The sequence below is a fragment of the Pseudomonas sp. Soil_N_39 genome, assembly GCF_057655955.1.
Map to the genome: position 1 here is coordinate 174,996 of NZ_JBDGLI010000012.1, position 14,646 is coordinate 189,641.

Below are 14,646 nucleotides of genomic sequence, written 5' to 3' on the forward strand. Positions count from 1 at the left end.
CGGGCTTGCTCGCGAAGGCGGTGGGTCAGTCAACTTCAATGCTGGCTGATCCGACGCCTTCGCGAGCAAGCCCGCTCCCACAGGATTTGCATCGACGCCACCCACGAATCGCTCTTTCGTACAAATCCCCCTCCCCCTGTCCTACCGCCTTTCTTTGCCCGCTCCTGTACGGTTTTCGCTTGAACAAGCACATTCCGTTCGCACAGGAGATGGCAACACATGGACGTAAACAACGACTCGCTGCTGCACAGGCTCGTTGGCTCCTCAGACGGTAGGGACGCCACAAAAGCCGATCTGAAAACCGCCCTGCAACGCATGGGCGTGACGTCGGTATTCGACATCGCGCGCATGAGCAAGGCGCAGTTCACCCAGGCACTCGCCAGGCATACCGACGCGGACGGTGAGCAGGCCTACGACAACGCTTTGAGCCATGCCCGGCAAATCAGCCGCCTGTATCAGGAGCATCGAGTATCGTCCGGCGCCAACAAGCCACGCAGCAAGCGCAGCCTGGCGATAGGCTCAACGCCAGAGCCCACCGGCTATCAGGCGCTGTTCGAAGAAAATTGGGAGCAGTTCTGCAACGAGGGTGATATCGCGGCAATCGACTCGCCCGTGGCGTATCTGCGGGCGTTGTATCTGTTTGCCGGGGAGCTGGAAAACCGGTCGTCCCACGCCGGTAGAATCACCTTGGCGCAACGGCGCCCGGACCTCAAGGCACTGATGCTCGATCGACAGAGTACATTCCTGACCCGTCCGATGCTCGACATCATCAACGACACCCTGCGCAATAATATCGAGTCGCACCTGGCCGAAACCGGCGATAACAGGAGCGTTCACCAGATACTCGCCAGCGCACACTACCCTTTCTCGCTGCCCTACGACCTGCACCATCACCAATGTGTCCTCGGGCTGGGCACGGGCAAGCCGACGCTGGGCGAACTGAATTATCGGGTTAGCCTGAACCTGCCTTTTTCAAAGGACCGGGATCTTTACGGGGGAGTAGTCGTCAATTCTGCAGAAGCGCAAAAACTGCTGTCCGGGTTGAGCCCCGCACAACAGGCGCTGCTCATCGCACCGACCGCCTCGCAGGCCAACCTCAGCACACTGAAAACAAACTACGGCACTGAGAACCTCCTACGCTTGGATGAGCTTGAGTTCTTCAAGGAGCGCACCGGGCTCACGACGGAACAGGTGGAGGAGCTACTGGCGCAAGGCAAATGCAGGCCGCGAACGTCAATCAACAGCCCCCTTTCCACCCGGACACATTACGGCGCCAGCTACATCAATGGCGGCGGGGCTATCCCTGCCCTGGCGATCGAGACCCAAGCGCAGCAGAGGGTCTTCACCAACAACTCTCCTGAACGTTTCGACCGTTTGCAACGCATGATCCGCCTGCATCGCTGGACCGGTATTCCCGTTGCCGAACTGGACACGTTGATCTTCAATGCCCAACGCTCGGAAAGGGTCGAAACGCTTAGCGCCAACACCTTGCGCACGCTGGGCGTCTATCGGTACCTGAACCGGCGCCATGGTATCGCCGCTGAAGAATTCGCTGCGTTCCTGCACGACATGCCCACCCACGCTTGCGCAGATCGGGTGTCGCTGTTCGATCAGGTGTTCAATCGCACCCAACTGCTCAAAAGCCCTGTGTGGGACGCCCCCAAGCGGAGCCTGACCGCCAGGGACGAGCAGACCTTCAGTTACCTCAGCGCCGGCCTTGGCCTTCCCGTTGCGCCAGATTCGCTGTTGCTGCTGGTGGAACAGGCCAGTCGATACTCATCACAGGAATATGATTTGCCCACGGTTTCGGCCCTGTATCGCCAGGCCCGTATCGCCCGGATGTTCGGGCTCTCCCCTCTTGAATGCACCGAGTTGGCCCGGTTACTCGGCGGGGAGGATTTCTGCAAGGCATTGGTGAAAGGGGAGCTGAAAACCGTCGACTCCACAGAGTCGGACATTCTTGATGTCCTGATGGCCATGGATTGGGCCGTTGACTGGCTCAGGCAAAACAATCGGGACGTGTTGCAATGGTGTCGCCTGTTCAACGTCAGCAACAATGACTGGCCGCTGAATCAAAACCTGGAAAAACGCTTGGCGAAATTCCAGGCAGACACCAACGCCTCCCAAGATCATCCGCATCAGGTGGAGCTCCTGCTGCATGACATGGCGGACCTGCCAGCCGAATACGTCCCTGGCGTATTACAAATGGCTGGTACCGACGCAAGGGCGATCGTCACGGCCATCCAGCACGCCCCGGGTGCAATGCCCCCGTTGCTGGCGACGGTACTGCGCACGGCCGAGGCTTGCCAGCGCTTGCACCTGAGCAGCAGCACGCTGAAGGTCCTGATGGAAAACCCGACATGGCTGGCCCCGCGCCTATCCGCCACCCTGACGCCCCACACACTGTATCTGCTCGAATGCTTCAGTCATTGCGCCCGTCATCAGGCCCAGTCGGAAGACAACCTGTTGCATTACCTGCAGGTGGCCAACCAGGAACAGTCGGAAAAAGCAACCAATGGCCTGCTGGCCAAGCTGTTGAATTGGAGCGTCGAAGAGGTGAGTTCCCTGACGGCGTCACTGGACACAAGACGCGCAGACTCAATGGAAGCAGTGGATTGGATCATGCGCTGTCAGGCGTGCTGCCAGCAAACGGGACTGTCGGCAAACCTGCTGATCAAGGCGATCAAACTGGAAACCGCCAGCTCTGCATCGGCTTGGAAAATAGTCGGTGAAGCGCTGATCGCCGCCTGCCATTGACGGCTGCCCCCATTTCAAATTCAAGGATTGAATACATGACCGATGCCATAAAAAAGCAGCTCGATGAACGCCTGCGCGACGCACTGTTGGCGCTTTACTTGAACGACGTCGCCCCCGCCAATGCCACGCCCCTCAAGAACGCCCATGACCTCTATGAGTACTGGCTGCTCGATGTGCTGGTCAGCCAGGATGTGCCCACCACACCGGTCGCCTGTGCGATTGCCAGTCTGCAGCAATACATCAACCGTATCCTGATGAACCTGGAGCCCGGCTACGACCCGGAGGATTTCACCGCCGAACACCGGCAGACGTGGCGCAACGAAATGCATCAGTACCCCACCTGGGCCGCCCACCAAAAGCTGCTTTATTTCCCCGCGACTTACCTGGACCCGGTGCTGAGGGCCAACAGCAGCGATAACTTCCAGCAACTGGAAAACACCCTCACCCAGAACCGGATTCAACCCGACGCGGTGCAATCGGCGGTCCTGGCCTACCTGGCCCGATTCGAAGAAGTGGCCAACCTGACGATTCTCAACGGCTATATCGATGGCGAGGACTTTGCCAACAGCACCTACTACCTCATCGCTAAATCCCGCACCGAAAACACTTACTTCTGGCGCTCGCTGAACATGGCGCAACGTCCGCTGGACAGTACCTTACCGCCCCCCTCCAAGCAGGATCAGCCGGATCCATACGCCTGGTCGGACTGGGAAAAAGCCGATGTGCCCATCCCCGAAAGCGCGGTCGAACACTCGATTCGTCCCGTCTGGTTCAACAATCGCCTGTTCGTTGTCTGGGCAGAATGCATCCATCAGGATCAGTCGGCCTCCAGCGCGCCTTCGAAGGCCGACGCCATGGCACCCCGTGTGAATCATCCGCTACTGCGCTTGAGCTATTGCTTCAAAAAACAGGATGGCATGTGGAGTACGCCACGAGTGGGCCTGCAAGGGTATTGCGAGGACAAAACGCTTGCCAGCCAGAGCCTGGAGGCGATCAGGCCGTTGATAGGTTCCGTTGCGATGCAGCACCGCAAGGGCTCGCAAGACTCACTGTATCTGGCCTTATGTGCACGAAAGCCCAGAGCCGGCTCGGCGTCCGCGCCGGCCATTGCCTTCAGTTTTATTAGAACAACCTACATCGACAAAAATCTTTCCCATGAGCCTGACCGTTCAACGACGATCAAACAGGCGGAAGACGAAAAACCAAAAGAACTGGAACACGCTCTCCTTGATACGACGCTCATCGAACCTTACACCCAGCGTTTTCAAAGCAGATTGGCGTTCCAGGAAATTGAGGGTTCTCCAATTCCACGCCCCAAAAAGATCATCAATACACTTTCGAATTTCGATGATTATCTGGCTGGGACTGTTCTCAAACCCATCGACTCGCCACACACGCTAGTCGTTCATGCCGACGATACGTTTCTCCCCCCTGCCGTGAGTGAAATTCGCATCTCGTTTTCAGGTCGACTTAAGCTGGTTCTGCCACCGCTCGACGAAACCCTGCCCTCCTCTTCCTATCTAAAACTGCGCGACGAGTCCGAAATTTTCTATCTGGATGTCGCAGATCCCGCCGGTCTAGTTTTCCAGTACTCCATCGATAACCTGAACAACGTGATCCGGGACAGTCAGGATTCACCTGGTTTCACGACGTCAGCCACGGCAAGTCTGGCTGGAAAACTGATCTCAGTGGCGGCAGTACGCCACTTGATCAACACCTACAATGAGCGCGACTCCAGCACCTCTCGTGGAAAGGTTACTTTGGCGCTTCAGACCCCTTTCCAACGCAGCGGGTCCCGGACTGCCTTTTTCTACAAAGAAGCATTGCTCTATCGAAAATATGTAATTTTTCGCCAACCCGCCGGAATAGAAGACAACTCGTTAACCTATGACAAACTGGAGGCTGTAGCCGAGTCTTCCTTGGTAAAACAGTTGCCCAGTCGCTATGAGTACCTCTTGCGGGTTGAAGACAATGAGGACGGCGAGGCTTTGTTGTATGGCGTCGCGCTGGTCAACCCTGACAGACCGTATCAAACAATTTCCTTCGCGCTCAAAGCGATCAAACTGAGCCTGGCACCTACGGTCCTCCAACCACCGAAGATCACCGCCGCACCGACCCCCAACCTGGGCACGACCCAATTCATCGACTTCGCCCATTCCACCATCAAGCACAGCGACGGCAAAAGCCAAGAACGCCAACCCATCAGGCTGAACACCGTATTCGCCGCCGAACTGATCCGGCGCACCGAAAACAGCCTGGATGAATTGTTTGACTGGACCACTCAACACCTGCCGGAACCTGCCCTGCCCGGTGATCCAAGCAACCGGATGGACTTTCATGGCCCCTACGGCCGTTACTTCACCGAACTGTTTCTCTACGTGCCCTGGCTGGTCGCACATCGCTTGAACGCCGAGCATCGCTACGAGGAAGCAGAACACTGGCTGCGCTATGTCTTCGACCCGGGCCGCAGGAAAGCCGAATGTTGGCGAAGCGTCCCGCTGCTCGACGGTGACACGCTGTCGTATTCCCACCAGGCGCCCCATGACCCCTATCAGATTGCCCGCAGTCATCCCGTGCACTTTCGCAAGGCGCTGTACTTCCTGTACCTCGACATCCTGACCAACCGAGGCGACGCCGCGTACCGCGCGCTGACGCCTGACAGCCTCAGCGAAGCCAAGCTTTGGTACGTCCGGACCCTGGACTTGCTAGGGCCACGCCCGGTCGTTCAACCGGCCGATCACTGGACGGCCGTCAGCCTTCATGGATTGAGCACCACCAACAATGACGACCTGCGCCGCTTTGAAAACCGGCTGCCCCTGCCCACCGTCAGCTCGCCGTCGCTTGCGCAGGAAGGCCGATCGCAAGCGGCCCTGACGGCAATCGATAACCCGTATCTGCGCGTGCCATTCAATCCGCAATTGCTCAAGTGCTGGGACGTCGCCGAAAGTCGCCTGCACAACCTGCGGCATAACCTCGATATCGCCGGAAAGCCTCTGCATTTGCCTGTCTTCGCTGCGCCGCTGGACCCTCGCGCCTTGACCAGCGCCAGTGCCCCGAACACCCCGGCCGGCGCCACGGCCCACTTGTCGGCGGTTCAAATCCCCCACTATCGCTTCACCGTCATGCACAGCCAGGCTCAGAACGCCGTCGAAAGCATCATTCAGTTCGGTGCCACGTTGCTGTCACTGATCGAGCGCAAGGAACAGGCGCAGTTGCAGGAGCTGCAACAACAGCAAGCCTGGGACCTGGCGAAAATCGCGCTGGACCTGCAACGTCAGGCCTTGAACATCGACCGTCAGAACCGCCAGGCGCTGCTGGCCAGCCAGGCCACTGTTCAAAACCGCATCACCCATTACAAAAAACTGCTGGACGATGATCTTAGTCATGCCGAAACAGAGGTCAGTTATTTATACGTGGCCAGCGGCACCGCGGAGGCCGGAGCGATGGCCTTCCAAGTCGCGGCAGCGGGGCTGATGATGGCTCCGAACGTTGCGGGGTTCTGCATAGGCGGCAGCCGTTGGGAGGGGCCGGCGCTCGCAGCCTCTGCGGCCGCCCATAGCGCCGCGATCATAAGCCGCACGGTAGCGGCCCAACTCGACCGTCAGGCCGCATTCGATCGCCGCCGGGACGAATGGCATCACGCATGGGATCAGGCACAACTCGAACTGGCCCAGATCGACGCACAGCTGGCGCAGTTCACCGAACAGGAAACCGCCACTCGCCTGCAACTGCGCCTGGCCGAATCCACCCTGAGCCAAGCCAAGGCCAATTACGACTTTCTCAGCAAGCGCTTCACCAAGGCACAGCTGTACCAATGGCTGAACAGCCAATTTGCCGCGCTCTATCGTCAGGCCTACGACGCCACACTGGCGCTGTGCCTGGCGGCCGAAGCCTGTTGGCAGTATGAAGTCGCCAACTTCGACACGCGCTTCATCCAACCCGGCGCCTGGCATGCGACCTATCGTGGGCTGGGCGCCGGCGAGCTGCTGAAGATGAACCTGTTGAAGATGCACGCCGAATACCTGCGGCGCCATGAGCGGGAGCTGGAGATACGCAAAACAGTGTCGCTGCGTGAGCTCAAGCGCCAAATCCCGACCAGCATCAACAAAGAGTGGCCGCACATCCACGCCGACTTGAAGAAAGGCACCTACGAATTCGAACTGACCCAGCAATTGTTCGAAGACGACTATAAGGATCAGCAGCACTACCTGCGACGGATCAAGACCATCAGCGTATCTTTGCCGGCGGTCATCGGCCCTTATGAAAACATTCGAGCCACACTGACCCAGACCGCCAGCAAGGTGTTTCTCTCGCCCGGTGACGGTGGCAGAGCCCTGGAGAGCCGACGCGCCAACCAGCAGATTGCCCTGTCGACGGGCGTCGATGACAACGGCCTGTTCACGCTGAATTTCAACGATGACCGCTACCTGCCGTTCGAATACACCGGCGCCATTTCCAAGTGGCAACTGACCTTCCCGAACCCCGAAGCACAAAAAGACCTGCTTGACTCACTGACCGACGTCATCGTCCATGTGAGCTATACGGCCAGGGTCGGCGGAGGTGCGCAATGACCGAGCAACCGCTCTTGCCCGTCACCGCGCCGTCATTACCCAAGGGCGGTGGCGCCATTCAAAGTATCGGCAAAGGCTGGGCCGCCATCGGTGCCCACGGTACGGCGTCCTACGAAATTGCCCTGCCGATTTCACCGGGGCGCGGCTTTGCTCCGCCCTTGTCCCTGAACTATGCCAACTCCCTCGGCAACGGTGTGTTCGGCATCGGTTGGGGGTTGTCGCTGCCCAGCGTGGCGCGCCGCACCAGCAAGGGCGTGCCGGCCTATACCGAGGCTGACGAAATCATCGGTCCCAGCGGGGTGGTCTGGTTGCCCGAGCGTGATCGGCAAGGCATCATCGCCGCAACCCGCATCGATCAATACAACGATCTGGACCTGGAAACGACCTACAACGTCACGCGGTATTTTCCTCGAATCGAAAGCAGCTTCGACCGCATCGAACATTGGTCCCCTCCCGACGACAAACCGGGCTTCTGGCTGGTGCACGGCGCCGATGGCAGCCTGCACCTGTTCGGAAAGAACCCCGCCTCCCGCCGAGCTGATCCTCTGGACAAAAACCGTGTCGGCGAATGGCTGCTGGAGGAAAGCCTGAACGCTTACGGCGAACACATCCTCTACCAGTACAAGGCCGACACAACGGCCCAGCGCTATTTGAGCCAAGTGAGCTATGGCAATTTCAAGGCCGATCCGCACTTGTACTCATGGAAAACAGACCGGCTCGCCTCTGTGCAATGGCACTTCGAATTGGTCTTCGACTATGGCGAACGGACCACGGCCTACGAACAGAAACCGCCGTACGAAGGTCAGCAGTGGGCAACCCGCAGCGATGGTTTTTCCAGCTTCGCCTACGGTTTTGAACTGCGCACCGAACGCCTGTGCCGCCAGGTCCTGATGTTTCACCGTTTTCCCGAGGAACTGGGAGCAGCCCCCGTCCTGGTGCGCCGCCTGTTGCTCGATTATCGCCAGGCATCCCTGGGTTATCACCAACTGAGCGCCGCCCATGATCAAGCTTTTGGCGACTCGGCTACCGTCGATAGCCGGCCGCCCATCGAATTCAGCTACAGCGAATTCAAACTCCGGTTGGAGCCCCACGCCTGGCAACGTTTTGCAGACATGCCGGGGCTCGACGATGGTCAACGTTATCAACTGGTGGACTTGTACGGTGAGGGCCTGCCGGGCGTGCTCTATCAAGGTGACGGGGGTTGGCATTATCGCGAACCCGTGCGGGCCAAGGCCAAAGGCGACAACGTGGCTTACGCGCCGTGGCGAACACTGCCCGCCATCCCGGTTGCCGACCTTACAAAACCGGTGCGCCAGTCATTGAGCGACCTCACCGGAGACGGCCGCTTGGACTGGCTCGTGGCCCAACCGGGGCTGAGCGGTTTTTTCTCCCTTGGCGCCGATCGAAGCTGGTCGGATTTCGCCACATTCAACGCGTTTCCGGCAGAATTTTTCAGCCCACACGGGCAATTGGCCGACCTGTCGGGAGAAGGGCTTACTGACCTGGTATTGATCGGCCCGCGCAGCGTTCGCCTGTATATCAACCAGCGAGAGCACGGTTTTGCCACCCCACTGCAAGTCGCCCGCGACGAGCATGAAGATACCCTGGCGGTGTTCAGCGCCAAGCCCGGCGAACTGGTGGCGTTCAGCGATGTGCTGGGCAGCGGCCAGCAACACTTGGTGCGCATTCGTCACAACGAAGTGCGGTGCTGGCCAAACCTGGGCCACGGGCGGTTTGGCAAGGGCATCGTGTTGGACTTTCCCGGGCTGGCCTACGAAACCTTCGATGCCTCGCGCATCCGCCTGGCGGATCTGGATGGCTCCGGCGCCGTCGATCTGATCTATCTGCAAGCCGACCAGGCACTGATCTTCATGAACCGTTGCGGCCAGCGTTTTCGCCCCGCGATCGCCCTGCCCTGGCCCCCCGGGCTGCGTTACGACAATTTATGCCAGGTGAGCGTCGCCGACCTGCAAGGGCTCGGCTGCTCCAGCCTGATCCTGAGCGTGCCGCACATCACACCGCAACACTGGCGCTACGATTTCGTCGAGGCGAAACCGTATCTGCTCACCGGCACCCACAACAACATGGGCGCCAGCGAAACCATCCGCTACCGCAGCTCGGCGCAGGAATGGCTGGATGAAAAAGCCGCCCATAACAAGGCTGGCACGCCTGCGATCTGTCATGTCCCCATGGCGCTGCATCTGGTTTCGAACCAGACCCGGGTGGATGACATCACCGGCAATCGATTAACCCGCAAGTTTGCCTATCGCCAAGGCTACTACGACGGTGCCGAGCGCGAGTTTCGCGGCTTCGGCCTGTTGCTGGAAACCGACAATGAAACCACCCCCGACGATGCCGATTCCCAGGGTTTCACGATGCCTAGCCTGAAGAAGACCTGGTTTCACACCGGGCAAACGGCGGACATGCCCCGTATCGGCTACAACCACGACGACCCGCAAGCCGTGGCGCTGGGCAAGGCACTGCTTTGCCAATACCAAGAGGAGACCGGGCGCGACATCCCCGTGTCCGTGCCAACCGCAGCCACCCACATTGAAATGGCCCGCGCGTTGAGTGGGCAGGTGCTGCGAAGCGAGACATTCGGGGTCGACAGGCGCCGGAAAACCCGGACCCTGTACTCGGTCCAGGAACACCGCTATCGCGTACGCCTGCTGCAAGCGCCCGACGGCAATCAGTCCTACGCCCGGATGCTACCGCTGCCGCTGGAATCCATCACGTATCAATACGAAGGCACCGCCGATGACCCGCAGTGCCAGCACACCTTGAACCTGCAACACGACCTGTACGGCGCCCTCGTTCACCGCCTGGACATCCATTACGCCCGCAGGAAAACCGCCGACGATACGCCACCGTTCAGCGACGTTGACTTACAACGATGGTGGCGCGATGCGCATGATCCGGCGCAGCAGTTTTATTACCTGAACGAAACCCGGGCCGAGTTCATCCACCTGCAAACGCCCCAAGGGTGGCGATTGGGCCTGCCTTATCGCCAGCGCACCCAGGCGTTGCGCTGCCCCAAGGCTCCCGAAGCCGACGGGCTGGCGCCGCAAGAGATAACGTGCGAAACCCTCAGCGAACGTGCGGAGCAAACGACCTGGACGGACCAGAGCGTGCTCACCGGCCTGACCGTGCAACGCTACAAAGGCGCTTCGAGCGCAGCCACCCTGGCGGATGGCGTCGCAGACTTCCAGGCCCTGACCGACCATCTGGAAACCGCCGAGCTGGACGAAACCGCCCTCAAGGCCTTCCGGCTGCTGCCCCAGGAAACGCGCCCCAAGGGAAAAATGCTCGAACGCAATCACTATCACCGCATGGCCGATTTTCTTCCCGAGAGCAGCCGCCCCGTACGACTCTGGTCCGTCAAAAGCGGCTTCGCCACTTATGCCCCACGGGACGGGTTCTACAAAATTCGCACCCTACAACCGAGCGAAAGCCACGGCGTAATCGAGATCAGCCACGACCTTCATCACTGTGTGATCACCCGGTTCCAACAGCCTGATGGCTGTGCCACCGCGGCGACCTACGATTACCGCTCGCTCCAGCCCCGACGCATCACCGACCCCAACGGCAATGTGCAGGAAGGCCTGTTCGATGCTTTTGGCCAAGTATTGGCCACCTCTTTTTATGGCGACGAGCAACATACGCGCAGGGGTTTCAAACCGCTCGCGCAGTTCAAACAGCCAGCATTCAACAGCCCGACAGCGGCCATCAGCCAAAGCCGGGACGCGTTGCAGGACGCGGCCACGGCGCTTTATTACGCGCCCTTCAGCTGGATGGGTTGCGTATCGAAGGCAGCCCTGGCGGACACCGACTGGCTGGCGCGCTGCGTGAGCAATGGCGACCTGCTCCCCACCGGGCATATCTGCGCGTCGGCTCGAGTCCGGCTAGCGGAGCTTCAGACACTCTCGGCCGATGACCTCAAGCTGAAGAACGAACTCGAGGCCGCGCCGCGTGAGCCCGTGCACATCGCCACACTGGTCGCCGACCGCGACCCCGATGACGACCAAAAACAAATCCGCATCGCCGTCACCTGCTTCGATGGCTTCGGGCGAACTCTGCAAAGCAAGCAACTCGTCGAACCGGGCCTGGCTTACGTCGTCGATGCAAAGGGTGATCTGACGTTGACGGATGGAGCGCCCAAGGAGCAGGTCGCCGCAAGGCGCTGGCGGGTCAGCGAACGGGTGGAATACAACAGCAAGGGTTTGGCGGTGCGCATCTACCGTCCTTATTTCGCCGATCAGCATCGCCGTATCAACGATGTGTCCTTGCGGCAATTCGGCCATTACGACCGGCAGTTCTACGACGCCCTCGGGCGCCCCACCCTCACGCGTCTGGCCCGGCAAGCCGGCCTCTGCTACATGCGTCGCCACACCCGCCATCCCTGGTACAGCGTGGACGAGGACGAAAATGACACGCTGCAAGAAGTCATGTCCGAACACGCCGCCACGGCCGGAGGTGGCGCATGAACCCACGCCTTCATCACAAGACCCCCTCGATCAACGCCGTCGACGGCCGAGGCCTGCCCGTGCGGCAAATCGCTTACTACCGGCGCGACGCCCAGGAACCCGTCCAGGCGCGCATTGCCCAGCAAGACTACGATGTGGCGGGACGACAAGTGGCGCAGCGCGACCCTCGGCTGTTCGCCAAGGCGACGGGCGGGGCGAACCTACAGACGGTCTACAGTTTGTCCGGCAAGACGCTGTTGCTCGACAGCATCGATGCCGGGTGGCGCCTGTACCTGCCTGGCGATGCCGGTCAGGTATTGCACTGCTGGGATCAGCGAGGCACCTATTGGCGGACCACCTACGACACGCAACTGCGCATGACCGCCGTCCATGAGCAAGGGGCAGGCGACGTGCCACGCAGGGTCGAATGCCTGCACTACGGCGACAGTTCGCCGGAATCCGCAGTGCACAACCGGTGCGGCGCGCTGATCCGCCACGACGACAGCGCCGGCACTCTGCTGGTCCATGACTATGGGCTTTGCGCCAAGCCTCTGAGCCAGACCCGGCATCTGCTGGCCGCCACCGAACGACCCGACTGGCCAGCGCAAGAGAAAGACCGCGACCGCTTGCTGGAACCGGGCGACGGCTACACCACGAGCTGGCGCTACGATGCCCTCGCCGAGCTTATCCAGCAGACCGATGCCGCCCAGCACCAGCAGCGCTACTCGTTCGATGTCGCGGGTCAGCTCAAGTCCATGGGCCTGCAGATAAGAAACACGGCGACCGAAAAAGTCATCGTGAGCGATCTCGTCTACAACGCGTCCGGCCAGATCGAGTCCCAGACGGCCGGCAACGGTGTCGTCAGTCGCGCCGTGTACGATCCGGCCAACGGTAGATTGACCGCCCTGCGCACATCGCGGTCGGCCAAGACCTTGCAGGATCTGCACTACACCTGCGACCCGGTGGGTAACGTGACGCACATTGAGGACAAGGCCCAACCGGTGCAGTTCGGCAGCAACCAACGGGTCGAAGCGTCCAGCACATTCACCTACGACAGCCTTTATCAATTGATCAGCGCGACGGGCCGCGAGGCTGCCGGATTGACCAGCCCCCCGGACCTTCCAGCCCTCGGCAAACTACCCATCGACCCCGGCCAGTTGTTCAATTTCACCGAACACTACGAATACGATGCTGGCGGCAACCTGATCGAACTGCGTCATCGTCGCGACGGCAATCACTACACCCGGACATTGGACGTGGCCGCCGTGAGCAATCGCTTGCGCGCCTGGAACAAAGGCCACTCGACGCCCGACCAAACAGTGGACTTCGATGCCAACGGCAACCAGCAGGCGCTAGCCCCGGGCCAGGCGCTGACCTGGAACCTGCGTAATCAGCTCGACAGCGTGGTGTTGGTACGGCGTGAAAACGCGTCCGATGACATCGAGCGCTATCGCTACGACAGCAGCGGCCAACGCGTGCGCAAGCTCCAGACCACTCAGGGCGCAACGCGAGTGCACACTCGGGAGGTCCGCTATCTGCCAGGCCTTGAAATTCGCACGCGAGATAACGAACGCCTGGAAGTCATTACCCTGCAAGCGGGGCGCTGCACTGTACGTTATCTGCACTGGACGCAAGGCCGACCGTCCGCCATCGCGGCCAATCCATTGCGCTACAGCTTCAGCGACCACCTGGGCTCAAGCGCACTGGAACTGGACGATCAGGGCGACCTGATCAGCCAGGAAAGCTACCTGCCTTATGGGGCCACCGCGTGGGCGGCGTCGCGTTCGGTCGTGGAGGCTGACTACCGAACCCTTCGCTACTCCGGCAAGGAACGTGATGCCAGCGGCTTGTATTATTACGGGCAGCGCTATTACGCACCGTGGTTGCAGCGCTGGATCAGCCCCGACCCGGCGGGAACGATCGATGGGTTGAACCTGTATGGCATGGTGGGGAACAACCCCCTCAGGTTCGTCGACCACCAGGGCTGGGTGAAGGACGATGTCATCCAATGGATGAGCGCTGATGGCCACGCCCGTTCCCAGGCGATGCTGCAGGAGCCTGCGAAAGAACCGGCCAACAGACGTGCCAGGGCTCATCGAGAAGCCCCTTCCGAGCCCGGCGCCAGCCCCAACTTCAGCAAAACCCAACGCAAGGGACTGGTCGTTCACTCCTATGGTGTAGTCCTGGATCGCAAGGGGGACAACGATGTGGGCCTCAACGAGTACTACAATCTCACTGGCCCCAAATCCGGTCCGAAGAATTACCGCGGCGTGGACAAGAATTATGACGGCTCCGCCAAAAGCGAGAGGTTCTACCTGACTTTCGGCAGCTACAAAATCGGCAATACCGCTGAATACCTGGCCGACCTGGCCGAACGATACAGCGCTACGAAAGCCAGTGAGACCCATCAACTCGACATAGATCCTGATGTGTTGAAGCTCGAACCGACGCTGAGCAGGACGGTCGAGACCCTGTACGAACTCCAGCAACCCACCCAGCACCTCATCGCCACGCACATCGAGAAATCCAACAGCATCATTCCCGTGCATGCCGGAGGACCTGGGGCTCATGGCGAAGTCCGCCTACTCAACTCAATCGTGGCGCTTTATCCGGGTCAAGCTGAAAGGGTGCTGTCGGATACGCATCTGTTCACTGAAAAACTGGCCGGCGTGGACCAACCGGAGCCTTTCATCGCCTGCTTCAACTGCAGCGGCATTATCCCCGAAGAAGTCAACATCCCGACTGGTCGCAACCCTCGAGACTATGGGTCGTACAACCGTCACATCTCGGAAATAAATCGAGCTCTGCGTTCTGGTAGTACGTCTTGACCGGGCGTCTTGATCCAGAACTTGATC

The 14,646-nt window shown here is 60.1% G+C and carries 4 protein-coding genes; all 4 read left to right on the forward strand.

Annotated features, from left to right (window positions below):
• The first annotated feature begins 219 nt into the window (after window positions 1-219).
• Genes AC3A5O_RS19000 through AC3A5O_RS19015 form a run of 4 tightly spaced genes read left to right on the forward strand, consistent with a single transcriptional unit; the run spans window position 220 to window position 14,619 of the window.
• Window positions 220-2,757 carry a Tc toxin subunit A gene (locus AC3A5O_RS19000; protein ID WP_487753554.1) on the forward strand — a complete coding sequence of 846 codons (2,538 nt, stop codon included), beginning with the start codon at window positions 220-222 and terminating at the stop codon, window positions 2,755-2,757.
• A 35-nt stretch (window positions 2,758-2,792) separates the two neighbouring features.
• Window positions 2,793-7,328, forward strand: a complete 4,536-nt coding sequence (locus tag AC3A5O_RS19005; protein ID WP_487753555.1) for a Tc toxin subunit A-related protein — start codon at window positions 2,793-2,795, stop codon at window positions 7,326-7,328.
• Window positions 7,325-11,812 carry a SpvB/TcaC N-terminal domain-containing protein gene (locus tag AC3A5O_RS19010; RefSeq protein WP_487753556.1) on the forward strand — a complete coding sequence of 1,496 codons (4,488 nt, stop codon included), beginning with the start codon at window positions 7,325-7,327 and terminating at the stop codon, window positions 11,810-11,812. Before AC3A5O_RS19005 ends, AC3A5O_RS19010 begins: the two co-directional genes overlap by 4 nt.
• A complete protein-coding gene (locus tag AC3A5O_RS19015) occupies window positions 11,809-14,619 on the forward strand; it encodes an RHS repeat-associated core domain-containing protein (protein ID WP_354337112.1) in 2,811 nt (936 codons plus the stop codon). Before AC3A5O_RS19010 ends, AC3A5O_RS19015 begins: the two co-directional genes overlap by 4 nt.
• Window positions 14,620-14,646: the final 27 nt, after the last annotated feature.

Excerpts from the sequence above, each read along its gene's own strand:
- AC3A5O_RS19015 (WP_354337112.1), top strand. The coding sequence starts at position 11,809 with ATGAACCCACGCCTTCATCACAAGACCCCCTCGATCAACGCCGTCGAC.
- AC3A5O_RS19000 (WP_487753554.1), top strand. The coding sequence starts at position 220 with ATGGACGTAAACAACGACTCGCTGCTGCACAGGCTCGTTGGCTCCTCA.
- AC3A5O_RS19010 (WP_487753556.1), top strand. The coding sequence starts at position 7,325 with ATGACCGAGCAACCGCTCTTGCCCGTCACCGCGCCGTCATTACCCAAG.
- AC3A5O_RS19005 (WP_487753555.1), top strand. The coding sequence starts at position 2,793 with ATGACCGATGCCATAAAAAAGCAGCTCGATGAACGCCTGCGCGACGCA.